The 25,102-nt window shown below is 42.9% G+C and carries 29 protein-coding genes; 24 read left to right on the top strand and 5 right to left on the bottom strand.

Annotation, left to right across the window (positions count from 1 at the left end):
* Positions 1-88: 88 nt before the first annotated feature.
* The 3 genes from MKX38_RS07525 to MKX38_RS07535 all read right to left on the bottom strand — a co-directional run bounded on the left by MKX38_RS07525 (position 89) and on the right by MKX38_RS07535 (position 2,868).
* Entirely contained in the window at positions 89-1,381 is a 1,293-nt protein-coding gene (locus MKX38_RS07525; RefSeq protein ID WP_015252195.1) for an MFS transporter, read from the bottom strand.
* A 75-nt stretch (positions 1,382-1,456) separates the two neighbouring features.
* Complete coding sequence (locus MKX38_RS07530) at positions 1,457-1,951, bottom strand: L,D-transpeptidase family protein (protein ID WP_072174092.1); 495 nt, start codon at positions 1,949-1,951, stop codon at positions 1,457-1,459.
* Positions 1,952-2,007: 56 nt separating this feature from the next.
* Positions 2,008-2,868: a metallophosphoesterase gene (locus MKX38_RS07535; RefSeq protein ID WP_003232400.1), complete on the bottom strand. Its 861-nt coding sequence runs from the start codon at positions 2,866-2,868 to the stop codon at positions 2,008-2,010.
* 142 nt (positions 2,869-3,010) lie between these two features.
* On the opposite strand from MKX38_RS07535, the gene fadH reads away from it, so the two are divergent.
* From fadH to MKX38_RS07600, 13 genes are all read left to right on the top strand, one after another.
* Positions 3,011-3,775, top strand: a complete 765-nt coding sequence (gene fadH / locus MKX38_RS07540; RefSeq protein ID WP_003232398.1) for a 2,4-dienoyl-CoA reductase — start codon at positions 3,011-3,013, stop codon at positions 3,773-3,775.
* Between the two features lie 63 nt (positions 3,776-3,838).
* Positions 3,839-5,062, top strand: a complete 1,224-nt coding sequence (locus tag MKX38_RS07545; protein ID WP_003232391.1) for an EAL-associated domain-containing protein — start codon at positions 3,839-3,841, stop codon at positions 5,060-5,062.
* A 648-nt stretch (positions 5,063-5,710) separates the two neighbouring features.
* Complete coding sequence (locus tag MKX38_RS07550; protein ID WP_003218671.1) at positions 5,711-5,950, top strand: DUF1797 family protein; 240 nt, start codon at positions 5,711-5,713, stop codon at positions 5,948-5,950.
* A 109-nt stretch (positions 5,951-6,059) separates the two neighbouring features.
* Positions 6,060-6,578, top strand: a complete 519-nt coding sequence (locus MKX38_RS07555; protein WP_003232389.1) for a ribonuclease H-like YkuK family protein — start codon at positions 6,060-6,062, stop codon at positions 6,576-6,578.
* A gap of 133 nt (positions 6,579-6,711) precedes the next feature.
* Entirely contained in the window at positions 6,712-6,909 is a 198-nt protein-coding gene (gene abbA, locus MKX38_RS07560) for an AbrB antirepressor AbbA (protein WP_010886502.1), read from the top strand.
* 137 nt (positions 6,910-7,046) lie between these two features.
* Positions 7,047-7,490, top strand: coding sequence for a cyclic-di-AMP-binding protein CbpB (gene cbpB / locus MKX38_RS07565; protein WP_339189113.1), 444 nt, complete (start codon positions 7,047-7,049; stop codon positions 7,488-7,490).
* A 144-nt stretch (positions 7,491-7,634) separates the two neighbouring features.
* Complete coding sequence (gene ccpC, locus MKX38_RS07570) at positions 7,635-8,516, top strand: transcriptional regulator CcpC (protein ID WP_003232387.1); 882 nt, start codon at positions 7,635-7,637, stop codon at positions 8,514-8,516.
* Positions 8,517-8,627: 111 nt separating this feature from the next.
* On the top strand, positions 8,628-9,104 hold the full coding sequence (locus tag MKX38_RS07575) for a flavodoxin (protein ID WP_014476664.1): 477 nt from the start codon (positions 8,628-8,630) through the stop codon (positions 9,102-9,104).
* Positions 9,094-9,987: a hypothetical protein gene (locus MKX38_RS07580; RefSeq protein ID WP_041338179.1), complete on the top strand. Its 894-nt coding sequence runs from the start codon at positions 9,094-9,096 to the stop codon at positions 9,985-9,987. Before MKX38_RS07575 ends, MKX38_RS07580 begins: the two co-directional genes overlap by 11 nt.
* A gap of 15 nt (positions 9,988-10,002) precedes the next feature.
* The gene (locus MKX38_RS07585) at positions 10,003-10,458 is read left to right on the top strand and encodes a flavodoxin (RefSeq protein ID WP_024573090.1); all 456 of its coding nucleotides are present in this window, start codon (positions 10,003-10,005) and stop codon (positions 10,456-10,458) included.
* Positions 10,459-10,562: 104 nt separating this feature from the next.
* Complete coding sequence (gene dapD / locus MKX38_RS07590) at positions 10,563-11,273, top strand: 2,3,4,5-tetrahydropyridine-2,6-dicarboxylate N-acetyltransferase (protein WP_003218680.1); 711 nt, start codon at positions 10,563-10,565, stop codon at positions 11,271-11,273.
* 69 nt (positions 11,274-11,342) lie between these two features.
* Complete coding sequence (locus MKX38_RS07595; RefSeq protein ID WP_046380993.1) at positions 11,343-12,467, top strand: N-acetyldiaminopimelate deacetylase; 1,125 nt, start codon at positions 11,343-11,345, stop codon at positions 12,465-12,467.
* Between the two features lie 61 nt (positions 12,468-12,528).
* Entirely contained in the window at positions 12,529-12,774 is a 246-nt protein-coding gene (locus tag MKX38_RS07600; protein ID WP_003232382.1) for a YkuS family protein, read from the top strand.
* 36 nt (positions 12,775-12,810) lie between these two features.
* On the opposite strand, the gene mscT is transcribed toward MKX38_RS07600, so the two are convergent.
* Positions 12,811-13,614: a small-conductance mechanosensitive channel protein MscT gene (gene mscT, locus MKX38_RS07605; RefSeq protein WP_003244994.1), complete on the bottom strand. Its 804-nt coding sequence runs from the start codon at positions 13,612-13,614 to the stop codon at positions 12,811-12,813.
* Positions 13,615-13,850: 236 nt separating this feature from the next.
* Here mscT and ahpA point away from each other — a divergent pair, with 236 nt between their 5' ends.
* The 3 genes from ahpA to rok all read left to right on the top strand — a co-directional run bounded on the left by ahpA (position 13,851) and on the right by rok (position 15,950).
* A complete protein-coding gene (ahpA, locus tag MKX38_RS07610; RefSeq protein ID WP_003245371.1) occupies positions 13,851-14,393 on the top strand; it encodes a biofilm-specific peroxidase AhpA in 543 nt (180 codons plus the stop codon).
* A gap of 69 nt (positions 14,394-14,462) precedes the next feature.
* A complete protein-coding gene (ykuV, locus tag MKX38_RS07615; RefSeq protein WP_339189118.1) occupies positions 14,463-14,909 on the top strand; it encodes a thiol-disulfide oxidoreductase YkuV in 447 nt (148 codons plus the stop codon).
* A gap of 465 nt (positions 14,910-15,374) precedes the next feature.
* Positions 15,375-15,950 (top strand): transcriptional regulator Rok, encoded by a 576-nt coding sequence (gene rok / locus MKX38_RS07620; RefSeq protein WP_003232378.1) that lies wholly within the window; start codon positions 15,375-15,377, stop codon positions 15,948-15,950.
* A gap of 40 nt (positions 15,951-15,990) precedes the next feature.
* On the opposite strand, the gene cse15 is transcribed toward rok, so the two are convergent.
* Entirely contained in the window at positions 15,991-16,956 is a 966-nt protein-coding gene (cse15, locus tag MKX38_RS07625) for a spore protein Cse15 (RefSeq protein ID WP_160221549.1), read from the bottom strand.
* 136 nt (positions 16,957-17,092) lie between these two features.
* Here cse15 and MKX38_RS07630 point away from each other — a divergent pair, with 136 nt between their 5' ends.
* The 8 genes from MKX38_RS07630 to MKX38_RS07665 all read left to right on the top strand — a co-directional run bounded on the left by MKX38_RS07630 (position 17,093) and on the right by MKX38_RS07665 (position 25,060).
* Positions 17,093-17,692, top strand: coding sequence for a molybdenum cofactor guanylyltransferase (locus tag MKX38_RS07630; RefSeq protein WP_161619652.1), 600 nt, complete (start codon positions 17,093-17,095; stop codon positions 17,690-17,692).
* A gap of 50 nt (positions 17,693-17,742) precedes the next feature.
* Entirely contained in the window at positions 17,743-18,762 is a 1,020-nt protein-coding gene (locus tag MKX38_RS07635; RefSeq protein WP_003232375.1) for a molybdopterin-synthase adenylyltransferase MoeB, read from the top strand.
* Between the two features lie 17 nt (positions 18,763-18,779).
* A complete protein-coding gene (gene glp, locus MKX38_RS07640; RefSeq protein WP_029317736.1) occupies positions 18,780-20,072 on the top strand; it encodes a gephyrin-like molybdotransferase Glp in 1,293 nt (430 codons plus the stop codon).
* Positions 20,033-20,554 (top strand): molybdopterin-guanine dinucleotide biosynthesis protein B, encoded by a 522-nt coding sequence (mobB, locus tag MKX38_RS07645; RefSeq protein WP_029725925.1) that lies wholly within the window; start codon positions 20,033-20,035, stop codon positions 20,552-20,554. Before glp ends, mobB begins: the two co-directional genes overlap by 40 nt.
* Entirely contained in the window at positions 20,554-21,027 is a 474-nt protein-coding gene (locus MKX38_RS07650; protein ID WP_015715811.1) for a molybdenum cofactor biosynthesis protein MoaE, read from the top strand. The genes mobB and MKX38_RS07650 overlap by 1 nt, the downstream gene beginning before the upstream one ends.
* Complete coding sequence (gene moaD / locus MKX38_RS07655) at positions 21,020-21,253, top strand: molybdopterin converting factor subunit 1 (protein ID WP_003232366.1); 234 nt, start codon at positions 21,020-21,022, stop codon at positions 21,251-21,253. Before MKX38_RS07650 ends, moaD begins: the two co-directional genes overlap by 8 nt.
* Positions 21,254-21,476: 223 nt before the next feature.
* Complete coding sequence (locus MKX38_RS07660) at positions 21,477-23,234, top strand: ABC transporter ATP-binding protein (RefSeq protein WP_003244670.1); 1,758 nt, start codon at positions 21,477-21,479, stop codon at positions 23,232-23,234.
* A gap of 11 nt (positions 23,235-23,245) precedes the next feature.
* A complete protein-coding gene (locus MKX38_RS07665; RefSeq protein ID WP_220396745.1) occupies positions 23,246-25,060 on the top strand; it encodes an ABC transporter ATP-binding protein in 1,815 nt (604 codons plus the stop codon).
* Positions 25,061-25,102: the final 42 nt, after the last annotated feature.

A 25,102-nucleotide genomic window follows, 5' to 3' on the forward strand; every position in this document is an offset into this window, starting at 1 on the left:
TAGATTATACTTTTTTAAAGTTGAAATGCAAATATTGAATGTAAAAATGCGCTTTTTTCTAAGAAAAAAAGCGCATTTTTAACCTGCATTATACAGATCTTGCCTTCTTTTTCGGCTGTTCTTGAAATGCTTCCTGAACATTCACTTCCACAGCCTGGGCACTGTATTTTGGCAGTGCAATAAAATAAAAAATAAAAACGATCAGGATGATAACACCCATGCCGTAATAAAGATAATCAATGTTTGAAACGAACTTAGGGAATAACAGCGCAACTAAGCCGAGTGTCAAAGACTGTGCAAACATCATAAAAGGGTCCTGCATGCCGCTTACACGTCCCATCAGTTTTGGATGAACAATTTTGGGCATCCACCCTCCGATTGCAATGTTGATCGGTCCGATGCACATTCCCAGTGCAAAAGCTGCCGCGTAATACACCCATAAAATATTGGTGTAGCCGAGGACGAAGATCAGCAAACCTGCAATGAAAATCGGTATCGACATTAAAAAGTGCGGCTTCACTTTTTTAGAGATGATCGTGCCGATTACGCTGCCCGCCAGCAGCCCAAACCCGAGTGCGATCGTAAATACAGACGTATGCCACTCATAACGGTCAGGCGCCAATCCATATTTCATTGTAAACATCGGCAATACGGCGAATCCTCCGTTGACAAATCCAAAAATGAAGAAGCCGAAAATAAGAGATGCCAGCAATTTGTTTTTTAAAATATATAGGATGCCTTCTCTAAAGTCATTTATTGAATCCTTAACAGAAGTCTTTCTCCAGCTGAATGCACCGTTCGGCTGTCGGGCTTCTTTTGGAATCCGGCAGCTGCGGATCAGCAGCCCGGAAATGATAAAGCTGACAAAATCAAGAATAATGGCGCCTTCAATACCGATGGTGTTGTACATAAACGCGCCTATACCGACCCCAAACACCATAAAAATGCTAAAAAGCATCTGATTAAGTCCTGCCGCTTTCGCATAATGCTCCTTCGGCAGAATGGCTTGTACCAAACTGTTTTCTGCCGGAAAGAAAAACTTTGTTACAGCGCTTCTGATAAATAAGATACAAAAAACAAGAGGAATATTGCCGGTAAATAAAGTGAAAAAAAGCACGACAGTCAGGCCTGCTCTGATCCAATCACAATTTTCTGCCACCTTTTTTCTGTCAAACCGGTCCGCGACGACTCCCACGATCAGAAATACAAATATGGTCGGAAGAGAATACATCAGCTCCGCCAAGGTCGTATATGAAGGCTGGCTGCTGAATCGGTCCAGCAAAAAAAAAGCAAAGGCCATGTTGCCTACTGTCGTGCCCATTTGAGAAGCGAGTGCTGCGAAAAATAGACGAACAAAATTACGATTTTTAAATATATCCATAAAAACGCTCCTTACCCTAAAGGTCCCACTTTATCATATTATAAACCGCCTGTTTTTGAAACAAATAAGAAAACATTACCGGTTAATCGTGACTCTCGTTCCGTTTGGCACAATTGAAGCAAGTTCGATCACGTCTTTGTTATGCATGCGAATGCAGCCTTTAGAAACAGCCTTACCAATCGAAGCGGGATTATTCGTCCCATGTATTCCGTAGTGCTGCTTTGAAAGGCTCAGCCAATAAGCGCCAAATGGGCCGCCGGGATTGCGCTGGCGGTTAATAATGTAAAACTCGCCAGTAGGCGTTTGCGTTAGTATTTTACCAACGGCGATGGGATAGGTTTTCATTACCCGATTATTTAGGAACAGCGTAAGGGTCTTTGCTCCGATTGAGACTGCGATATGATACGGAATTGTATAAGGGTCCGGCAGTCCGGGGATGACTATGGACTGTCCCGCGGTGAGCCCTGCCTGCAGTGACGGATTAGCCTGGAGTAATGCAGCCGTGCTGATTCTGAAATCAGCCGCGATGCTGTTCAGTGTATCACCTTGCTTCACCTGGTACGTAAGCAGTTTCCTCCTCCTCCTTTTTTACTTATAAGTATTGATGAGGAGCCCATCCTGCTACATTAATTTGTGCTTTTTAAGGTGAAGACAGTGATTTCAGGCTTGGCCAGAAACCGCAAAGGCAGCCTGGTCATCCCGAGGCCTCGGTTTACGTAAATATGAGTGCTGCCCGTTTGATACATTCCCTCTGTGTAGACTTTTCCATATGGAGGCGTAATAATCGGTCCGTAAAAAGGCAGCTGAATCTGGCCGCCGTGTGTATGGCCGGAAAGCTGAAGGTTCACGGGATAATCTGTTGTTTTCAAGGCCGCATCAGGTTCATGGACGAGAAGAATGGAAAAAAGTCTGTCGCTCAGCCTTGAAAGGGTGCCTTCATAATCTGGGTTTCCCAGCATTAAGTCATCAAGCGAAGCAATCTCGATTTTGCTGCCATCTGCGAGTGACAATGTTTGATAGCCATTGCGATATACCGTGAAACCTCCGGCCGTCATCAGGCTTTTGTAAACGGCAGTTCCATAGCCTCCGTGATCATGATTGCCGTAAATACAAAGCTTGCCGAAGGGAGCATTAAGCTTTCTCAATAATGGAATGACTGCCTGGTGGTGCTGGTACGTATCAGGATTATCGATAATATCACCTGTAAAAACAATGAGATCAGGTTTAGATTCATTAATGGTAAGAATGACAGTTTTTAAATCTTCGAGAGTAAAGTAATCACTCAAGTGTGCATCGCTGAACTGCACGATTTTAAAACCGTCAAATCCGTGCGGGATGAGAGAGCTTTTTATTGTGTGTTCGGTTGTCTCGATCATATGCGGCTCGAGATACCTGGCATAGCCATATCCCCCGCCGGCCGTTAAAGCCCCGGCAGCAAGAGCGCCGAACATTCCTTTTAGAAATTGTCTTCTGGACATCTTTTTCATTTCAAACCAACCTTTAATAGAGTTTTTCTATTATATCATCTGTATCTGATAAAAATCTCATATGAGCATGTGCTGACAGAGGCAGGGATATAATGATAGAATATTATTGAATGAATACTCATTCATAATAGGAGGGATAAACATGGAAAAAAAGGCGGTAATTATTACCGGCGGGTCAAGCGGCATGGGAAAAGCGATGGCAAAAAAACAGGCTGAATTAGGGTGGCACGTTATGGTGACAGGGAGGAACCATGAGGCACTTGAGGAAACAAAAAAAGAAATTCAGACCTTTGAGGGACAGGTCGCTTGTTTTCAAATGGATGTCCGTTCCGATTCCGCCGCTTCAGACATGATTAAAGAAGCGGTAAAAGCCTTTGGCCGGCTTGACGCGCTGATTAACAACGCGGCCGGAAACTTTATTTGTCCGGCAGAAAAGCTGACGCCCAATGGATGGAAAGCCGTTATTGAGATTGTTTTAAACGGCACATTTTTTTGCAGCCAAGCAGCGGCAAGGCATTGGATTGACCAGAAGCAGCAGGGTGTCATTTTAAATATGGCAGCCACGTACGCTTGGGGAGCGGGAGCGGGGGTCGTTCATTCCGCTGCAGCCAAAGCGGGGGTATTGTCACTGACAAGAACGCTGGCCGTTGAATGGGGGAGCAAATACGGCATTCGCACAAACGCGATAGCCCCCGGACCGATTGAACGAACAGGCGGTGCGGAGAAGCTATTTGAATCGGAAAAAGCGATGGCCCGCACGATGAACAGTGTGCCGCTCGGCCGATTGGGCACACCGGAGGAAATCGCCGCTTTGGCAGCGTTTTTGCTTTCTGATGAAGCATCCTATATAAACGGGGATTGTATCACAATGGACGGGGGGCAATGGCTGAATCCTTATCCGTTTTAAAGAATATTAATCTTTGGATTCAATGTGGTATAATCAGACAAAGATAGAGAAGCAGGTGATAACATGTTGGATCCACTTGATATTTTAACGAACATTGATGATGTCCTTCCATATTACCAGGCGATTTTCAGTGCCGAGGAGCAGAAGGTTGTCGGATATGAGGTGCTTGGACGAATTTTGGCAGATTCAGAAATCCAAAGTCTCGGGCCCTTCTTTTTAGATGCGGGGATACCCGAAGAATATAAACTAGAGGTTGATAACAGAATTATCCGCCAGGCTCTTGACCGCTTTTTAGAGGCGGATTCTGATCTGCTGATTTTTATGAATCAGGATGCCAATCTGCTGATGCTGGATCATGGTGAAAGCTTTTTGGAGCTTCTGAAAGAATATGAAGCGAAGGGAATCGAACTACATCGTTTTGTTCTTGAAATTACAGAGCACAATTTTGAAGGGGATATTGAGCAGCTCTACCATATGCTTGCATACTATCGTACATACGGAATTAAAATCGCAGTTGACAACATCGGAAAAGAAAGCAGCAACTTGGACAGAATCGCGCTGCTCTCACCAGATCTGTTAAAAATCGATTTGCAGGCGCTGAAAGTGTCACAGCCGTCACCGTCATATGAGCATGTGCTGTACAGCATATCTTTATTAGCAAGAAAAATCGGTGCGGCGCTATTGTATGAAGACATTGAGGCGAACTTCCAGCTTCAGTACGCCTGGAGAAACGGAGGCCGTTATTTTCAGGGCTATTACTTGGTGTCTCCATCTGAAACGTTTCTAGAGAGAGATGTATTGAAACAAAGACTTAAAACTGAATTTCACCAATTTATCACACATGAGAAAAAGAAACTGGAGACCGTCTATGAGCACTCTGAACAGTTTTACAAACGAGTGCATCAGGCTGTGACCTCTTTGAGAAAAAACAATCTGTCTTCTGATGATGACTTTATTAAAAAGCTGGCGGAAGAGCTGACAGATTGCAGCTTCAGGATTTACATGTGTGATGAAGAAGGCGATCAGCTGACGGGAAATGTGTTTAAGCAAGATGGAGAATGGATTTATCAGCCGGAATATGCGGAAAAGAACTGGAGCTGGCGCCCTTATTTTCTGGAGAACATTATGAGAATGAGAAATCTCAGGAAAGGTTTTTTCAGTGATCTGTACAGTGATTTGGAAACAGGTGAAATGATCAGAACGTTTTCATATCCGATGGATGATCAGATGTATTTATTTATAGACTTGCCTTATTCTTATTTATATGAGCAGGACGGACTGATTTAACGGCTGAAAGGCCGTTTTTTTTATGAATTGAAAAAAATATCAAAAAACGATTGACATTGATACTGAGAATCATTATCATTTAATTGTAGAGAGAAGCTACTCTCTGTTCCCCAACCCCTCTATCAGATCAAGATCCGAAAAACTTGGCGCTACCCCCGCCAAGTTTTTTATTTGTCAAAGCATAGGACAATCCAATGAAACAATAAACCTAACTAGTGGTAAATGTTTAACACGGGGAGAAACATTCAGTGCTGAACACCCCTGACACTGCTGCACGGGTAAGGAGGAAAATTCGTTCTGAAATGATTATTTATTTCAGTTCCGTTGTTTACCTCTATCCAGCATGACTCCCATTGATTATGGCCACGCGGGACTTCACCATAAAATTCAAAAGAAGGTTTTGACAAAATTGCAAAAAGGCATTCTTAATGCTGCCAAAGATTCGAAAAAAATTATAATTGTGTGCATGACATTCAAAAAAAGCCTCAAACTAAAGAAAAATAGTTTTTTTCACTTTTTTTCTTTGCTTAAATTCAGCAGTGAAAATGCCATCCTGTCCGACTTTATGGTATGATGCTCAATAGAACTTGTATTATAATAAATACTTGTTGATTTGAAGTTGCTTTTTGAAAGGAGTCTTTTTTTAGAATGTCACAATTAATGGGTATCATCACACGGCTGCAAAGTCTGCAAGAAACAGCGGAAGCGGCTAACGAGCCAATGCAGCGTTATTTCGAAGTGAATGGTGAGAAAATATGCAGTGTTAAATATTTCGAAAAAAATCAAACGTTTGAACTGACGGTTTTCCAAAAAGGTGAAAAACCTAACACATATCCGTTTGATAATATCGACATGGTTTCCATCGAAATCTTTGAACTTCTTCAGTAAGATTCCTAAAATAGGGGGAACAAGCTTCCGCCTTTGCAAAAGTAATCGAAATAAACGGTAAGGAACATACTTGTTTCATGGTTGTAAATCCTTGAAAAGGAGTGTCGTGATGGCTGATTCTTTTCTGTTTTATAATCTTTCAGAAGCACAGATGACCTTTCAAGATGTGATGGAACGGCTAAAAGCCTTTGTTCAAAAGGACCCCCGTTCTTCTTATGTGTTATCGATCGGAACCGATTCACAGGTTTACCGCGATTACACAAAGTTTATTACCGCATTGCATTTGCATCGTACAGGCAAGGGAGCTTGGGGCTGCTTGAAAAATCATACAGTCGACAGACCCATACATAGCCTTCGGGAGAAGATTTCGTTAGAAACGGCGTACAGCCAAGAAACGGCCGCTCATATTCTTGATGGACACTTAATGGATATTACCGATCTGCTCCTGCCCTTTACCGGTGAGGGGGCGGATCTTACCTTTGAAGTTCACTTGGATATTGGGAAAAAAGGGCTTACAAAAGATCTGATCCAAGAAATGACTGGACGTATTACCTCCATGGGGATTGAGGCCAAAATAAAGCCGGATTCATACACTGCCTTCAGCTATGCAAATCGTTTCACAAAATAATTTGGCTGAAAAAGCCAAGGTAAATGTCGAATTATGCGGTTGACGTTTGTTATCTGATTACTTATTCTAGCGGTAGAGCTGAAAGTAAGTTGTCTTGCTTTCAGAGGTATTCAGTATAAAACAGGGGGCCTGATTGCGAATGAGTCTTATCGGTGAACGATTTACAGAAGAAGAACAAAAACTTCTGCTGAATATCCTGATCAACCATGAGTATGCCATCGAGCTATTAAGCAGTGAGATCAACGATATAGAGACAGGGACCAAAAACGTTGACGGAACCACCTACAAAAAACTTGTAACGCTATACGACCGATTTCGATTTGAAAATTAATGGGACACCCTATAATTGATACTCCACAAAGAGTATCTTTTTTATTGAAAGGAAACTTTTCGACAAATACTGATAAAGTTTATATTATTGCAATATAGGGAATGTATTGATGATGAAAATGAAAAGGGGTCGAAAACATGATAAGCTTACAATCAGATAAACTTCTTGAGGCAACAGTCGGACAATTTATGATTGAGGCGGACAAAGTAGCGCACGTGCAAGTCGGAAATAACCTTGAGCACGCATTATTAGTATTGACAAAAACCGGATACACAGCCATCCCGGTTCTGGATCCTTCCTATCGTTTACATGGCTTAATCGGGACAAATATGATCATGAACAGTATTTTTGGACTTGAGCGAATTGAGTTTGAAAAGCTTGACCAAATCACTGTTGAGGAAGTCATGCTGACCGACATTCCGCGCCTTCATATCAATGATCCGATTATGAAGGGATTCGGCATGGTCATTAATAACGGATTTGTCTGTGTTGAAAATGACGAGCAGGTATTTGAAGGAATTTTTACGAGAAGAGTCGTTTTAAAGGAATTGAATAAGCATATACGCTCGTTGAATAAGTAGGCTGTACGGCCTATTTTTATTATAGCCAGAGCGAAAAAGAAAGCGCATACATAATTTAAACGAGAATAGGGCTTGAATAAGAAACTAAGATTTTATTAGAATGGGAGATAAGAAAAACTTATTGATAACAAAAAGGAGGACGACATGCAGCTTCAAGAGCTTCATATGCTCGTAGTTTTAGCTGAGGAATTAAATATGAGAAAGGCGGCAGAACGGCTTTTTGTATCTCAGCCGGCTTTATCTCAGCGCTTACAAACCATTGAAAAGGCGTGGGGAACAAAAATCTTTTTAAGATCCCAAAAAGGATTAACGGTAACGCCCGCCGGTGAGAAAATCATTCAGTTTGCGAATGATGTGACATTAGAGCAGGAAAGAATAAGAGAAAATATTGACGAGCTTGAAGGTGAAATTCACGGCACATTGAAGCTTGCCGTCGCCTCCATAATCGGTCAGCATTGGCTCCCTAAAGTCCTGAAGACGTATGTGGAAAAGTATCCGAATGCAAAGATCTCCCTCATAACCGGGTGGAGCAGCGAAATGCTGAAAAGCTTGTATGAGGATCAGGTTCATATCGGCATTATAAGAGGCAACCCTGAGTGGAAGGGGCGCAAAGATTACTTAATGACAGATCATCTGTATTTAGTGGATACTGAAATTTCCTGCATCGAAGATATTGCCCATACAGAACGGCCGTTTATCCAGTTTAAAAGTGACAGCACTTATTTTCAGGAAATTCAGCACTGGTGGCACCAAAAATTTAAAACGTCGCCGAAACAGACGATATTGGTTGATCAGATTGAAACGTGCAAACAGATGGCGTTGCACGGAATCGGTTATGCTATTTTGCCGTCTGTTACCCTTCAAAATGAAGATAAAGTGAATAAAATGCCTCTTTTAGACATGAAAGGGCATCCGATCGGTCGGGATACATGGTTATTAGGCTATGAGCCTGCCTTTGAACTGAAACAAGTTCAAGCTTTTGTACAAGTGATAAAGGATATGCTGGATCAGGAAAATCCATTTTAAAGACAGCGAGGTGCTGTCTTTTTTTTATTTATCTGTTGACAATGAAAATCATTATCATTTAAAGTGATACATATGATATTGAAAATCATTATCAATTAATGGGGTGATAACATGGCTAAAGCCTTGATTACATATGCCAGCATGTCAGGAAATACAGAAGACATTGCCTTCATAATAAAAGATACGCTTCAGGAATATGAGTTGGATATCGATTGTGTCGAGATAGATGATGTGGATGTGTCTTGTTTAACCTCCTATGATTACGTACTGATTGGCACCTATACATGGGGGGACGGCGATTTGCCCTACGAAGCGGAGGATTTTTTCGAAGAGGTCAAACAGCTTCAGCTTAATGGTTTAAAAACAGCCTGCTTCGGGTCTGGCGATTATTCTTATCCAAAGTTTTGCGAAGCGGTGAATTTGTTCAATGCCATGCTGCAAGAGGCGGGAGCTGCTGTTTACCAGGAAACACTAAAAATTGAATTAGCGCCTGAAACAGATGAAGATGTGGAAAGCTGCCGAGCGTTTGCGAGAGGTTTTCTTGCATGGGCAGATTATATGAACAAGGAAAAAAGCCATGTTTCATAAAGGAGCAACTGCTGTTACGGCATCGGCGTTTTCTGGATATTTTGTGGCGGTACAAAGAGAAGGCATTTTTCATTATTCTTTGGAGCAGGGCTGGAGAAAGCTTTTTCGTTTGAAAAGTAAGATACACTGTATCAGCTACATAGGGCCTTACTTATTTGGCGTCGGTGAAAAGGGAACAGTCATTCGTTCGGCTGATGAAGGGAAAACCTGGACGATGTCGAGCTTTCCGACAAATGCAACAGTGTGGGCGATTACCGGCAGAAACAACGGGTTTGTCTGCGCCCACGGTAAGCATTGTATTTATGTATCGGATGATTTTGGTGTCTCATGGCGCGTTGCCAAACCTTTTGCCGAATTTCATAATCCCCCTGTTATCCGGTCGCTATGCCTTCACGGGGGCAATCTTTTTATCGGCACGCAAATACACGAATATTTTGGCGGCATTTGGGCTTACGACATTAAGCGTGACAATGTCCAAATTGTCAAAAAAGAAAAAAACCGGATGACGGCATCCATGCTCGTGTTCAATGAAAATTGGCTGGTGGCGGCGATGGGTTCTGTGAAAGGAAAGCACGGTGCTGTCACTGTACGGAATCTTTTGAATGGTGAAGAATTCATCATTCAATCCAGCATGATTAGAATAGAAGAATCATTTCTTGATCTTTCAGAGGATGATGGCATTATATATGTCACTACAACACAAGATGAAAATGGTTTTTCGAGAATTTACCAGGCTGATCTCGAAGCCCGATCGTTAAAATGGTTCGATACCATTAAGGGGCATGGATGGAGAGTGGCCAATCAGAAAGAGAATTTCTTTTGCGCAGGCTTGTATGAATGTAAATTTGTCCAGCCGTACGAAGTTTCAGCAATGATTCATTAGAGGAGGAACAAGGAATTGGCGAAGATTTTGCTCGTTTATGCAACAATGTCAGGCAATACTGAAGCAATGGCAGATTTGATTGAAAAGGGGCTTCAGGAGGCGGAAGCAGAAGTAGACCGTTTCGAAGCAATGGATATTGATGATGCCCAGCTGTTTACCGATTATGACCATATCATAATGGGGACCTACACATGGGGAGACGGAGATCTGCCTGATGAATTTTTAGATCTGGCTGAAGACATGGATGAGATTGATTTTTCCGGCAAAACATGCGCTGTATTCGGTTCCGGTGATACAGCATATGAATTTTTCTGCGGAGCGGTTGATACGCTAGAGGCAAAAATAAAAGAACGCGGTGGAGACATTGTGCTGCCTTCGGTAAAAATCGAAAATAATCCAGAAGGTGAAGAAAAGGAAGAATTAATAAACTTCGGGAGACAATTCGCAAAGAAAAGCGGGTGCGCTGTCTGATCACTCACTGGGAACTGCTAAAACGGCTGTTCCTTTTTTTCTTGTCTTTGTATCTTTCCTTTGATACAGTAATGAGGTAGAAAATCAGGAGGAGGACTATACATATGAAAATGATGGACGCAAATGAAATTATTTCATTTATTCAAAATAGTACAAAATCTACACCTGTAAAGGTTTACGTGAAAGGTGAGCTGGAAGGAATCAATTTCGGCGAATCTGCGAAAGCTTTTATCAACGGAAACACTGGTGTCGTTTTCGGTGAGTGGAGCGAAATCCAAACAGCAATCGAAGAAAACCAAAGCAAAATCGAAGACTATGTGGTTGAAAATGACCGCCGCAATTCTGCGATCCCAATGCTTGATCTTAAAAACATCAAAGCGCGTATCGAACCGGGCGCGATCATCCGCGACCAAGTTGAAATTGGTGATAACGCAGTCATCATGATGGGTGCTTCTATTAATATCGGTTCAGTCATCGGCGAAGGCACAATGATTGATATGAACGTTGTGCTTGGCGGACGAGCTACTGTCGGAAAAAACTGCCATATCGGCGCGGGTTCTGTACTTGCGGGCGTTATTGAGCCGCCATCCGCTAAACCGGTTGTGATTGAAGACGACGTCGTAATCGGCGCAAATGCTGTTGTGCTTGAAGGCGTAACAGTAGGTAAAGGAGCTGTTGTTGCTGCGGGAGCGATCGTGGTAAACGACGTTGAGCCATACACTGTCGTTGCAGGCACACCAGCTAAAAAAATCAAAGACATTGATGAAAAAACAAAAGGCAAAACTGAAATCAAGCAGGAATTACGCCAGCTGTAAGGAAAAGTTTGATAAAAAAGGCGTGGATAATATATCCACGCCTTATTCGTATAGGCAGGAGGAATAGAAATGAAGAAAGAGGAGCTCATCGCAATTCGCAGAGATCTGCATCGTATACCGGAGCTTGGATTTCAGGAGTTCAAAACCCAGCAGTATTTATTAAATGTCTTGGAACAATATCCGCAAGACAGAATTGAAATTGAGAAATGGCGAACAGGGCTTTTTGTAAAAGTGAACGGGACGGCGCCGGAAAAAATGCTGGCGTACAGAGCGGATATCGATGCGCTTTCTATAGAAGAGCAAACTGGTCTTCCATTCGCATCAGAGCATCACGGCAACATGCACGCCTGCGGTCACGATTTGCATATGACGATTGCACTCGGCATTATTGATCATTTTGTTCACCACCCAGTCAAACATGATTTGCTTTTTCTATTTCAGCCGGCAGAGGAAGGGCCTGGCGGTGCGGAACCAATGCTTGAGAGCGATGTATTAAAAAAGTGGCAGCCTGATTTCATCACTGCGCTTCATATTGCTCCAGAGCTTCCGGTAGGCACCATTGCGACAAAAAGCGGCCTTCTATTTGCGAATACATCAGAGCTAGTCATCGATCTGGAAGGCAGAGGGGGACATGCGGCATATCCGCATTTGGCTGAGGATATGGTTGTAGCGGCAAGTACACTTGTCACTCAGCTGCAAACGATTATCTCTAGAAACACAGATCCGCTAGACAGTGCTGTTATTACAGTTGGTACCATTACCGGAGGCTCGGCACAAAATATCATTGCGGAAACGGCCCACCTGGAAGGCACAATCCGCACGCTTTCTGAAAAATCGATGAAACAGGTAAAGGAACGGATTGAAGATGTGGTGAAAGGAATCGAAATCGGATTCCGCTGCAAAGGAAAAGTGACATATCCGTCTGTCTATCACCAAGTTTACAATACGAGCGGATTAACAGAAGAATTTATGTCTTTTGTTGCTGAACATCAACTGGCGACAGTAATTGAAGCAAAAGAAGCAATGACTGGGGAGGATTTTGGCTATATGCTGAAAAAATATCCCGGCTTCATGTTCTGGCTCGGCGCTGATTCTGAACATGGGCTTCATCACGCTAAGCTGAATCCCGATGAAAATGCGATAGAAACAGCGGTTAATGTCATGACAGGTTATTTTTCTGTTTATGCCAATTAAGCACAAATGAAAGAATAAAATTCCATAAAATGAGCACTCTAGTAAACGGAGGTGTTCAAAAATGGCTAAAAAAATTGGAATTGAACAATCGTTATCAGATGTAGAAGCTGCTTTAAAAGAAAAAGGATATGACGTTGTAATGATGAAAAGCCCTGCTGATGCTCAAGGCTGTGACTGCTGTGTCGTAACAGGTCTTGATAATAATGTGCAAGGGATAGCCGATACGGTAACACAAGCACCTGTCATTACAGCTTCCGGGATGACGGCTGAAGAAATTTGCAGCGAAGTTGAAAGCAGAATTCAGTAATATAAAAACCGAAGCAAAAAGCTTCGGTTCTTTTATTTATTCTGTTTCTTTAGGGAAAGCGCGGTCGAACGCGTTCTTTATTTCTTTTCTCAACACTCGTTCGACTCGCCACTGTTCCATATTTTCTGTTTTGGCAATGACCCTGATCACAATTTCAGAAGTCCCCAGTTCTTGAATCCCGATGACATTTGGGCCTTCTTTTATTTGTGGAAGAGCCGCTGCCGTCTCATCACAAACCTGCTGTAAAATATGAATCATTTCATCAATGTTTCTTTCAGCCGGCACTTTAATGTCAACAAGAGCCTGCATGGTACCACGAGAATGATTACTCACGTTTGTGATGTTTCTGTTGGGGATGTAATGCAATGTTCCGTCAAAGCTGCGGATTTGAGTTGTTCTTAAGCCAACCTGCTCGACAATTCCGTCAAAGGTGGAAACGGTAATATAGTCTCCGACATCCAATTGTTTCTCAAGCAAAATAAAAAAACCTGTCACGATGTCACTGACAAGCCCTTGGGCGCCAAATCCGACAGCCAGGCCGACGATTCCTGCCCCCGCTAAAAGAGCGCTTGGATCATAATGAAACAAATCTAGAACCATGACGAAGAATATAAAAATCAAAGTATAAGCAAATATGTTAAGAGTCAGGCTTCGGAGCGTATGTGCACGTCCTATAGACAAGCTATTCTGCTCCTCGAATTTTGCAAACAGATGTTTAATGATTTTCATGCCTAATGATCGAACGATAAAATAGAGCAATATCATAATGGCGAGTTTAATGAGCAGAACACCGGCATTTGTAATTAGTCCCGCCCAATCATATTGTTTAATAAAGTCCATGTTGAGCTCCTTTTCTAATTGATGGCTGCACATTGAGGCTAGTTACCCTGTACATGACCATGTTAAACGTTTTATTCAAAAATGTCGAAGCCAAAGACATGCATGATTTGTTAAAAATTGACTCAGGAAATCTACTTTTATATAATGGCATTGCAATATAACTAAAAATGGTTAATAACCCTTTATTTTCAAGCTATTTCGACTTTTAAGCCAAACAATAAATTGGAGGGATACATATGGCAGAACGTATGGTAGGTAAACAAGCTCCTCGTTTTGAAATGGAAGCAGTCCTTGCAAGCAAAGAATTCGGCAAAGTAAGTCTTGAGGAAAACATGAAAAACGACAAATGGACAGTGCTGTTCTTCTATCCAATGGACTTTACTTTTGTTTGTCCGACAGAAATTACAGCAATGTCCGACCGCTATGACGAGTTCGAAGATCTTGATGCAGAAGTCATCGGGGTTTCAACTGATACCATCCATACTCATTTAGCTTGGATCAATACAGACCGCAAAGAAAACGGTCTTGGCCAGCTGAAATACCCGCTTGCTGCTGATACAAACCATGAGGTATCCCGGGAATATGGCGTTTTAATCGAAGAAGAAGGTGTGGCTTTGCGCGGATTGTTTATTATTAATCCTGAAGGGGAGCTCCAATACCAAACTGTTTTCCATAACAACATTGGACGTGATGTTGATGAAACGCTTCGTGTTCTCCAGGCGCTGCAAACTGGCGGACTCTGTCCGGCTAACTGGAAACCAGGCCAAAAAACACTTTAATTCTTTCCAAGAACGAAAAGCGGTCTAGCATATTCGTTAGGCCTTTCTGTTAAATAGGAGGGAAAAGCAATGAAATTACGTCAGCCCATGCCGGAATTGACGGGAGAAAAAGCTTGGTTTAATGGTGAAGTGACGAGAGAGCAATTGATTGGGGAAAAGCCGACGCTTATTCATTTCTGGTCCATCAGCTGCCACTTGTGCAAAGAAGCGATGCCGCAAGTGAATGAATTTCGTGATAAATATAAAGATCAGCTGAATGTTGTAGCTGTGCATATGCCTCGTTCCGAAGATGATCTTGACCTTGGTAAAATTAAAGAAACAGCTGCTGAACACGATATCACTCAGCCGATTTTTGTTGACAGTGACCATGCTTTAACCGATGCATTTGAAAATGAATATGTACCTGCGTATTATGTGTTTGATAAAACAGGACAGCTCCGTCACTTCCAAGCCGGCGGGAGCGGTATGAAAATGCTTGAAAAACGTGTGAACCGCGTTCTGGCTGAAACGGAATAGGTATCTGACTAAATAGTATTTCCTAAAAACCTGACCTCATCAGGTTTTTTATTTGTGCAAAAAGCAATGGAAGAAGAGTAAGAAGCTTATTTTTCCAAATTTGGGTATAGGAATTGATGATTTGTTTGATTGATACGCTAAAAAACACAGCTAATTTTTGATGTTTTTCCTCAATTTTAGATAAATCTCATATCTCATAACTCGAAAATTGTAGATATTACACTAAATTTCTTTAAAGAAGTAAGTAAAATATATATTTTCAACATTATACCAAATAAACTAGAAAGCCCCTTAATCCCTTGAGAATAAAGGACTCTTTTGAAAAATAAAACATTTTCAGAAAATAAGGAATTTTTCATAGAGTAAATATAATAGTAAAATGCTAAAATAATAGTTGATAAAATTACTTTTGTAATCTAATATCTTAATTAAAGATGTTAATTTTGATAGGGGGTACATTGAGGAATGTTTAATGAAAGAGAAGCTTTGCGCTTGCGGTTAGAACAATTAAATGAAGCTGAAGTGAAAGTCATTCGTGAATATCAAATTGAACGTGATAAAATATACGCAAAATTAAGAGAGCTGGACAGAAATGGAAGCCCTTCCGAAATCAAAAAGGATTTCCGTTCTGAAAAAAAACCTGACTCTCTGCCGGTTCTCGCTGAGCTTGCGGCTCAGGAAATCAGAAGCTATCAGCCGCAATCACAGCAGCAGTCTGTTCAGCCTCAGCTTCAATCTATTTCCTCTCTTCCTGCCGGTATACCAGACGGAACAACACGAAGAAGAAGAGGAACGGCAAGACCGGGATCAAAAGCAGCTAAGCTGCGTGAAGCTGCTATTAAAACATTAAAACGCCACAACGCGGCGATTAAGAGCTCGGAGCTTCAAAAAGAGATTGAAAAAGAAAGCGGTCTTGAAATCCCTAATATGACAACGTTTATGCAAAGCTTAATTAAAATGTACCCGGAAGTGAAAAAGCCATATCGCGGGCAGTACATTTTAGAGGGTGAAATCGAATCTGCAGAATCAGCAAATGAATAAATATAAAGAAAAACTGCTTGGCATCGCTCAAGCAGTTTTTTTATTGAGGTTTTTTCTGTGAAGGTTTGTTTTCTTTTTCAAGATTAAGCTTATACACCCACTTTTGATAAGGCTTTTCTTCAGCGGCTCTGTTTTTCAGCTCTTCGATTGTATGGCTCTTGGCCTGGTCTGATGATTGGGCGTGGGCAAGCTGTTTTTGAAGCACATGTATCTGTTTGGTGACGTCTTCAAGGATAGTCTCTACATGATTTGGCTGCGCGTAGACCGCTGGAGCTTCTTCTTCCGTTTTTTCTTTTTGTTTCGTGCCGCCATCAATATCGGCAAAATGAGAAGCAATCCAGGCATCGCTTTCATCAAGCTGCCGTTTATACGATATAATAGTTTCGTGAAATAATTTTTCTTTCGTTTTTTCAATGTCTAGCAGTCTTTCTTTCGTTTCTATGATTCGATCTTTCATATGATCAACTTCTATTTTAATATGTTTTAGCTGATATTCTTTTTCTACCATTTGCTTTTTTAGACGCCCGTTTTCGGCTTTTATCAATTCGGCTTGCTGTTTTGCCTGAAGCAGTGCATTTTGTTCCTGCTCAATCGAGGCTTGAAGTTCGCTGATCCGTTTATGAAGATTTTTATTTTCTTCTTCGATTTTGACTTTCGCAATATGAAGTTTATGTTTTTCTTCGATTTCGGCTCTGCGTTTATAGGTTTCAGCAGATAGAAGCTCCTGCAAAACAACGATTTTATCAAGCAGTTCAGCTCTTATTTGGTGCAGGGTTTGGCTGGTGTGGGAGGCATGTTTTTCTTTTGTTGACATATGTGTTAATTCGGCAGACAGCTGCTGGAGTTTTTCTTTCATATCGGTATTTTCTTTGAGCAGTTTGTTATTTTTCTGATGAAAGTAGCTTGCTTCAAGTTCAGCAATCAGCTTATGGCACCTTGAAAGCTCGGATTTTAAATAAAGGTTCTCCTGAGACACGTCGTGGAAAAAAGGACCTGATCTTTTCATTCGAACCATCTCCCTCATGATGTTAACACTACAATATGCAAATACTGAACAGCTATTCCTCTTTAATAAACAGACAAGCAGTAGCGTTGAGCCTTTGCTTTTGCTATGCTTTTAACGAAACTAGAGGTGAGATGATATGAAGCATGTAAACGTACTGCTGGCAGGGGGAGCCTCACGTCGCTTTGGAGAACCGAAGGCGTTTGTCAAATGGAAGGGCAGGATGCTTTACGAATGCGCTAAAGAGGCACTTGGAGAACAAACGGTTATCATCAGCCGTCCCGAATTTATTGATAGATTTCAAGAAAATGGTGAAAATGAAGTGTATCAAGATGCTGAGCCATTTCAAGGCATGGGGCCATTGGCTGGTATATATACCGCTTTTAAAAAGACAGACGGTGATCTTTGTACTGTTCTTTCCTGTGACACACCGCTGATACAAAGAAGGACGATGCTGGAGCTCAAACGTCTGATGACTGCCGGTGCGGACGCGGTAGTCCCAATTTCAGACGGACAAGTGCAGCCATTGATTGCGATTTACCACAAACGTATCATGCCAGTTCTATATGATCAGCTTTCTGAGAAGAGGTTGAGAATATCAGATTTATTAGGCAGAATTTCGGTTTGTTACGTACAGGCTGAAAATATCGGAGCAAACCCGGCAGAGTTTATCAACATTAATACACGTGATGATTTTAGCTGTTTGGAAGAAAAATCGAACTCCCTCAAGCGGGACTGACGGGGCAATAACATGATAAGATGACATAAAAGATAAGGAGAACAGGTTTGATGGAGGAACGTTATTCACGGCAAATCAGATTTAAGCAAATTGGGGAAGAGGGCCAGAAAAGACTGGCAGACAGCCATGTGCTGATTGTCGGAGCGGGAGCGCTCGGCACCGCAGGAGCTGAAGGGCTTTCGAGAGCGGGAGTCGGTACGATTACCATTATTGACCGTGACTATGTGGAGTGGAGCAATCTTCAAAGGCAGCAGCTTTATACAGAAAGCGATGCCAAACTCCGCATGCCGAAAGCCATGGCTGCCAAAGAGCATCTATCAGCGATTAACAGCGAGATACATATTGAGGCGTATGTTACCGAAGGAACAGCCGAAACGCTTGAGCCGCTGATTGAAAAAGCAGATGTCGTGATCGACGCGACAGATAATTTTGAAACCCGCATGCTGATAAACGATCTTGCCCAGAAAACAAAGACACCTTGGGTCTATGGCGCCTGTGTAAGCAGCCAGGGAATGTTCATGACGGTCATTCCCGGAGAAACCCCTTGTCTGTCTTGTTTGTTTGAGCAAATTCCTGTCGGCGGGGCGACGTGTGATACTGCCGGCATTATTCCGCCTGCTGTGCATATCGTTTCAGCATATCAGCAGGCTGAGGCATTAAAGCTGTTAACCGGCCAAAAAGAAGCAATACAGCGGGGTTTTGTGACATTTGATGTCTGGAACAATTCGCATATGAAGATTAACGTTAATCATGTACGCCGTGAGGAATGCCCATCTTGCGGAGCAAATGCGGTATATCCTTATCTTCAGGATTGGAACACACCAAAAGCTGCTGTACTATGCGGCCGTGATACAGTGCAGGTAAGGTCAGAATCATTAAAAAGAATCCCGAAACAGGAGCTCATTAAGCGGCTGAAAACAATCGGCAAGGTCGAGGCTAATGCGTTTTTGCTGCATATTTTTTACGAGGATTTCAGAATTGTCATTTTCAATGACGGACGGGCACTGGTGCATGGAACAAATGATGTGAAAGAAGCCAACTCCGTGTTGGCAAGAGTGATTGGACTGTAACAACAGGAGGGGTCAGAATGCTGGAGAAAAGAACACCGATACCGGTAGACGAGGCAGTTCGGCGTGTCTGCCATTTTCAAAAACAAGGTGAAACAGAATGGGTGGCGCTTGAAGACAGCCTTCATCGGTTTTTAGCCGAAGATATAACTGCGGATCACCACGTCCCTGCGTTTGACCGTTCGCCATACGATGGTTTTGCTGTCAGAGCGTGCGATACGGCAGAAGCTTCACGTGAAAACCCAGTTCGGTTTGAAGTTATTGACCATATTGGAGCAGGAGCAGTATCTGAAAAAGAACTTGGCCCGTTTCAGGCCGTGCGGATTATGACTGGCGCGCAAATCCCTGAAGGGGCAGATGCAGTCGTCATGATTGAATTGACTCAAACCTTTGAGGAGAATGGGAAGTCATTTATGTCTTTAAAACGCCGCTTTCAGACGGGGGATAATATTTCAAAAACAGGTGAGGACGCTCAAAAAGGGAGTGTTTTACTGACAAAGGGCACCCGGGTGACACCAGGAGTGACGGCTCTTTTGGCAACATTCGGATACGCATCTGTGCCTGTCGTGAGAAAGCCTGTAGTCGGGATTATCGCAACCGGTACCGAATTGCTGAATGTCAGTGATCCGCTGGAACCGGGAAAAATCCGCAACAGCAATGCGAGTATGGTATATGCGCAAGCGATAGAAGCAGGCGCAACACCGCTTTATTTAGGGAAAATCTCTGATGAACTGGATAAAAGCTTTGCTGCAGTTAAAGAAGCGATGAAAAAAGTGGATTTCCTGATCACAACTGGCGGTGTGTCAGTCGGTGACTTTGACTTTTTGCCTGCGATCTATGAAAAACTCGGAGCGGACGTGCTGTTTAATAAAGTTGCCATGCGCCCGGGCAGCGTGACAACGGTGGCGCATGCAAATGATATGCTGCTGTTTGGCCTTTCTGGTAATCCGTCGGCATGCTATGTCGGTTTTGAACTGTTTGTCAAACCGATAATCCAGACATGGCTGCTCAATGAAACACCGCATTCAATTTGTGCGGAAGCTGTTTTGACCAAGGATTTTCCGAAGCCGAACCCATTTACCCGATTTGTTCGTGCGCTCGTGCACCATCAGGAAGGGAAGCTGTTGGCGACACCCGTTGGCTTAGATAAGTCGAGCTCTGTCACATCACTTGCAGATGCCAATGCATTTATTATCCTGCCGGGCGGCACGCGAGGCTACGAATCTGGCAGAACGGTTCAAGTGCTGCTCATCAGAGAAGAGAATGGAAGTGAATGGCCTTGGTCCGTCCTTTCCCGATCGTCCAAGTTGTAGGATTTCAAAACAGCGGGAAAACAACGTTTATTGAGCGCATTCTTGAAAAAGCCTCTGAACAGGGAGTCCATTTGGGCTGCCTGAAGCACCATGGTCACGGCGGTGAACCGCAAACGCTCACGGAAGGAAAAGACACGGACCGTTACAAGGCGGCAGGTGCTGATGTAACAGCGGTAGAAGGTGCTGGTGTGTTACAGCTGACTGCCCGCCGCAATTGGGATTTGGCACGGCTGGTCGAGTTATACCAATTTCTCGAAACAGACTGTCTTCTGATTGAAGGCTTTAAAAAAGCCCCTTATCCTAAAGTGGTTATCCTAAGTGAAAAGGAAGATCTGGAAGCGCTGCAAGCAGTAAATATAATCGCCATCATCTATAGAAAAAAAGAGCATATGACAGAGCATCAGGGATTACCCGTTTTTCATGCGGATGATCCGGTTGCCGTGGATTTTGTGCTTTCACAGCTGAAGGGGGAATCTGCATAATGGAACGGTTTGAGATTACGAAAACACCCATTAATACTGAAGACATCATTAAAAAAGTGGAGAAACGGGAAGCAGGAGCCATTACGACATTTATTGGTACGGTTCGGGAATGGACAAACGGAAAAAGAACGGTTCGGCTTGAATATGAGGCATATGAACCGATGGCCGTGCAAATGCTTGCTCAAATCGGCGCTGAAATCGAAGAAAAATGGGAAGGTGCCTCAGCTGCGATCACGCACCGTATAGGTGTGCTCGATATCGGTGAAGCAGCGGTAGTGATTGCTGTATCTTCTCCCCATCGAAAAGCCGCATATGAAGCCAATGAGTATGCGATTGAACGCATTAAACAGATTGTGCCGATTTGGAAAAAAGAAATTTGGGAAGACGGTGAGCAATGGATCGGCGACCAGCTAGAAACGACAGCTTATCCGAACGGAAAACCAGACCTAAGCGAGGGAGAGCAGCATGATTAAAATTCTTTTATTTGCAGGGCTTGCTGAACAGGCCGGTACACAAGCAATAGAAATAGATATGGAACAAGCAACCACAGATGAAATAAAAGCGAGTCTAAAAGAACAATACGGTCTTGAATCTATTGATACGGCTATGATTGCCGTTAACGAAAGCTATGTAAAAGAAAATACCTCTGTATCTTCGGGTGACACGGTAGCCATCATACCGCCGGTCAGCGGGGGATGAAAACCGGACGGCATTTCAGCCGTCCGGTTTTTCTGTATTTCATTGGCATATCCCCAAGTATCCTCAGCATACAATGATTTTCTGTAAGCGTTTATTCTACATATGTTACTCCCTATAAAGTAAGAGACTCACTCCATAATTAGACTGAAATTTTGAAAAATAATAGAAATTTATTTCGGGTATCGATATAGTGAAGATGATAAATGTTGGAAAGGTGCTGGATATGGAGACATTTAAAAGATTAAAAATGTATTATTGGCCGTACAGAAAAGTGTTTATGTGGTCGCTTCTAGCCATGCTTTTGATGACTGCAATTACTGTCGTTTATCCGATTATCCTGCAAATTACGATTGATGAGATCGTACTGGGACGGCAGTATCAGCTTGCGGCGTGGGTCAGCTTAGGATTTATTGCGGTAATGGTTTTGAAAGGAATGGCTACCTTTTTTCATCAGTATTTAGGTGATATGTTCGGGATCAAATCCGTTTATCGGCTGAGAAATGGTCTGTATGAAAAACTGCAGCGGCTTTCTTTTTCTTACTATGATAACGCGAAAACAGGAGATTTGATGTCCAGGCTGACTGCTGATGTTGAAGGGCTTCGTTTTTTCTTATCATACGGTCTCGCTGAGCTCATTCGCTTCGGCCTGCTGGTAGCCATCAGCCTGTCGGTTATGTTTTACTATTCTGTTCCTCTCACGCTTGTGACAATAGCTGTTCTGCCATTTCTCGCGGTTGCGGTATACCGGTTTGACAAAAGAGTCCATCCCGCCTTCAGAGGCATCCGCAAATCGTTTGCGAAACTCAATACAAAAGTTCAGGAAAATATCAGCGGCATTAATACGGTTAAATCTCTTTCCAGGGAAGATTTTCAGATCAGCACTTTCAATAAAGCCAATGCAGAATACAGGGCGCAGTATTTACAAACATCATCCATTTGGTCTGCGTATTTCCCTTTAATGGAGTTCATTGGTAACATTTGTATTGTAGCTCTTCTCTCATACGGCGGTTACTTGGTTATGCAAAATCAGCTCAATCCCGGCGAGCTTGTTGCTTTCTTCAGCCTTGTCAATTATATGATGTGGCCCATTATGAACTTAGGTTTTGTCATCAATATGTTCTCTCAAGCAAAAGCGTCAGGGGAACGCCTGCTCGACATTCTGGAAAAAGAAGAAGACATTACAGATCATCCTCATGCTTTGCATAAACAAAAATTAACCGGAGATGTCCATTTCAAAAATGTTTCTCTTGCATACGGAAAAGAACAAACAAACGCGCTGTGCAATGTAAGCTTTGAGGCAAACAGCGGGAAGGTAATCGGACTGTTGGGCCCGACAGGTTCAGGCAAAAGCTCAGTGACACAGCTTCTCACCAGATTTTACAGTCCTGTTGGCGGAATGATTACCATTGATCACAAACCCATCACAGATTATTCGTTAAAAACCCTTCGCTCCAATATCGGGGTCGTACTTCAAGAATCCTTCCTGTTTTCATCTACGATTAGATCAAATATTTCGTATGGGCGGCCGGATGCCTCAATGGAAGACGTCATCGAAGCGGCAAAAAGGGCGCAGGCTCATAACTTTATTATGGAGCTTCCTGATGGGTATGACACCATGCTGGGAGAGAGGGGAATGGGGCTTTCCGGCGGGCAGAAACAGCGTATTGCCATTGCGAGAGCCATCTGCTTGAACCCGAGCATTTTAATATTGGATGATGCCACAAGCGCAGTAGATATGCAAACGGAGCACAGCATACAGCTTGCCTTAAAAGAAGTCATGAAAAACCGCACAACCTTTATCGTCGCTCACCGCATTTCTTCACTGAAACACGCTGATGAAATTCTCGTTTTTAATAAAGGACGCATTCGTGAAAGGGGAACACATCATGAGCTTCTTGAAAAAGGCGGCTACTATAAAAAGATTTACGATTTGCAATACCGTGATGTCAAAATGATTAATGAGCCGCATGAGGTCGGATAGGGAGGGGCCAAATGAAACAAGCGAAAAAACAGGGGGTTTTAGAGCGTTTCTATTACTCTTCAGATGAAATCATTGAAAAGCCGTTTAACTGGGCTCAAATGTGGCGGCTGCTGAGCTATGTCAAACCATATCGAAAAACAATTTTGCCGCTTTCTTTTCTCACTGTATTGATTGGCACTGCTGTGAAGCTTGTGATCCCCATTTTGATCGGCGTTTATGTTCTTGATCAAGCGATTACAGGGAGAAACTCGGAGCTGCTGATTCAGCTCATTTTTATTATTAGCGGTTTATATGTCCTCAATTACGCCGCCAATGTGTTAAGAATCAGGTGGATGAATCAGCTTGGCCAGCATGTCATTTACGATTTGCGACAGCATTTATTTACCCATGTGCAGCGCTTATCCCATCGATTTTTTGATCAGCGGTCGGCGGGATCGATCTTAGTCAGGATCATGAATGATATTAACTCTCTTCAGGAGCTCTTTACAAGCGGAGTCATCAATTTGTTGACCGACTTGCTGCTTCTGGCCGGCGTGATTATTATTTTGTTTACGCTGAGCCCTGAGCTGACTATAGCCATCATGGTGACATTGCCGATTATGTTTTTTATTTCAACAAGTCTCAGAAAAAAAATACGCCGATCCTGGCAAACGGTACGGCTAAAGCAATCGAAGCTCAACTCTCATCTAAACGAAAGCATTCAGGGCATCCGGGTCACACAGGCATTTACGCAGGAAGAAGAAAACATGGCGTATTTTGACGGTGTCAATCAGGAGAACTACGAATCATGGCGGGAAGCAACTAGAAAAAATGCCATGTTCCGTCCGCTTGTAGAAATGACGAATGCGATTGGGACGGCTGTCTTGATTTGGTATGGAGCCACACTCATCATGAATGAAACCATTACGATTGGCGTCTTCGTTTCTTTTGCTTTCTATCTGGGAATGTTTTGGGAACCTATTTCGAGACTGGGTCAGGTCTATAATCAGCTGTTAATGGGGATGGCATCATCAGAACGGATTTTTGAGTTTCTGGACGAACAGCCAAATGTCAAGGAGAAGCCCAATGCCATTCATAATGAAAAGATAAATGGGGAGATCAGTTTTGAAGAGGTTGAATTTTCGTATGATGAAAAACGAAAAGCCCTTTACGCCGTTTCTTTCTCTATTCCGGCGGGCTCGACGCTTGCGCTTGTCGGGCATACAGGGAGCGGGAAGACGACGATTGCCAATTTAATCAGCCGTTTTTATGATGCGACCGGAGGCACCATTAAAATAGACGGTATACCGATTAAGGATCTTTCCCTTGCCAGTCTGCGCTCTCAAATCAGCATTGTCCTGCAAGATACATTTATTTTCTCTGGGACCATCATGGAAAATATTCGTTTTGGAAGGCCAAATGCTTCGGATGAAGAGGTGATGAAAGCGTCCCAAGCGGTCGGAGCGGATGAGTTTATTTCCGATTTAGCGGAAGGATACGCAACAGAGGTAGAGGAAAGGGGCAGCGTACTGTCTGCCGGTCAGCGTCAGCTCATTTCATTTGCAAGAGCATTGCTCGCCGATCCGGCTATTATCATCCTTGACGAAGCAACGGCAAGCATTGATACAGAGACAGAAGTAAAAATTCAGCAAGCGTTAAAAACGCTTCTGAAAGGGCGTACAGCAGTGATGATCGCTCACAGATTGTCTACGATCCGCGACGCCGACCGCATCATTGTTCTTGATCACGGCAGGAAAATAGAAGAAGGGAACCATGATCAGCTGCTCGCTAAAGGAGGCATTTATGCCGGGCTTGTGAAAGCGCAATACAGCACAGCGATAGAATAATATGAAAAGCCTTCAATATTGAAGGTTTTTGGAAATTTATTA

The sequence above is a fragment of the Bacillus sp. FSL M8-0025 genome (assembly GCF_037975475.1).
Lineage (GTDB): Bacteria > Bacillota > Bacilli > Bacillales > Bacillaceae > Bacillus > Bacillus subtilis.

Coding starts and splice junctions, on each gene's coding strand:
- ykuV (WP_339189118.1), top strand. CDS start 14,463: ATGAAATTACGTCAGCCCATGCCGGAATTGACGGGAGAAAAAGCTTGG.
- MKX38_RS07630 (WP_161619652.1), top strand. CDS start 17,093: ATGAAGCATGTAAACGTACTGCTGGCAGGGGGAGCCTCACGTCGCTTT.
- MKX38_RS07600 (WP_003232382.1), top strand. CDS start 12,529: ATGGCTAAAAAAATTGGAATTGAACAATCGTTATCAGATGTAGAAGCT.
- MKX38_RS07595 (WP_046380993.1), top strand. CDS start 11,343: ATGAAGAAAGAGGAGCTCATCGCAATTCGCAGAGATCTGCATCGTATA.
- ccpC (WP_003232387.1), top strand. CDS start 7,635: ATGCAGCTTCAAGAGCTTCATATGCTCGTAGTTTTAGCTGAGGAATTA.
- mobB (WP_029725925.1), top strand. CDS start 20,033: ATGGCCTTGGTCCGTCCTTTCCCGATCGTCCAAGTTGTAGGATTTCAA.
- MKX38_RS07575 (WP_014476664.1), top strand. CDS start 8,628: ATGGCTAAAGCCTTGATTACATATGCCAGCATGTCAGGAAATACAGAA.
- mscT (WP_003244994.1), bottom strand. CDS start 13,614: ATGGACTTTATTAAACAATATGATTGGGCGGGACTAATTACAAATGCC.
- cse15 (WP_160221549.1), bottom strand. CDS start 16,956: ATGAAAAGATCAGGTCCTTTTTTCCACGACGTGTCTCAGGAGAACCTT.
- ahpA (WP_003245371.1), top strand. CDS start 13,851: ATGGCAGAACGTATGGTAGGTAAACAAGCTCCTCGTTTTGAAATGGAA.
- MKX38_RS07535 (WP_003232400.1), bottom strand. CDS start 2,868: ATGAAAAAGATGTCCAGAAGACAATTTCTAAAAGGAATGTTCGGCGCT.
- MKX38_RS07555 (WP_003232389.1), top strand. CDS start 6,060: ATGGCTGATTCTTTTCTGTTTTATAATCTTTCAGAAGCACAGATGACC.
- rok (WP_003232378.1), top strand. CDS start 15,375: ATGTTTAATGAAAGAGAAGCTTTGCGCTTGCGGTTAGAACAATTAAAT.
- cbpB (WP_339189113.1), top strand. CDS start 7,047: ATGATAAGCTTACAATCAGATAAACTTCTTGAGGCAACAGTCGGACAA.
- moaD (WP_003232366.1), top strand. CDS start 21,020: ATGATTAAAATTCTTTTATTTGCAGGGCTTGCTGAACAGGCCGGTACA.
- MKX38_RS07525 (WP_015252195.1), bottom strand. CDS start 1,381: ATGGATATATTTAAAAATCGTAATTTTGTTCGTCTATTTTTCGCAGCA.
- MKX38_RS07545 (WP_003232391.1), top strand. CDS start 3,839: ATGTTGGATCCACTTGATATTTTAACGAACATTGATGATGTCCTTCCA.
- MKX38_RS07660 (WP_003244670.1), top strand. CDS start 21,477: ATGGAGACATTTAAAAGATTAAAAATGTATTATTGGCCGTACAGAAAA.
- MKX38_RS07550 (WP_003218671.1), top strand. CDS start 5,711: ATGTCACAATTAATGGGTATCATCACACGGCTGCAAAGTCTGCAAGAA.
- MKX38_RS07635 (WP_003232375.1), top strand. CDS start 17,743: ATGGAGGAACGTTATTCACGGCAAATCAGATTTAAGCAAATTGGGGAA.
- glp (WP_029317736.1), top strand. CDS start 18,780: ATGCTGGAGAAAAGAACACCGATACCGGTAGACGAGGCAGTTCGGCGT.
- fadH (WP_003232398.1), top strand. CDS start 3,011: ATGGAAAAAAAGGCGGTAATTATTACCGGCGGGTCAAGCGGCATGGGA.
- MKX38_RS07580 (WP_041338179.1), top strand. CDS start 9,094: ATGTTTCATAAAGGAGCAACTGCTGTTACGGCATCGGCGTTTTCTGGA.
- MKX38_RS07650 (WP_015715811.1), top strand. CDS start 20,554: ATGGAACGGTTTGAGATTACGAAAACACCCATTAATACTGAAGACATC.
- MKX38_RS07665 (WP_220396745.1), top strand. CDS start 23,246: ATGAAACAAGCGAAAAAACAGGGGGTTTTAGAGCGTTTCTATTACTCT.
- dapD (WP_003218680.1), top strand. CDS start 10,563: ATGAAAATGATGGACGCAAATGAAATTATTTCATTTATTCAAAATAGT.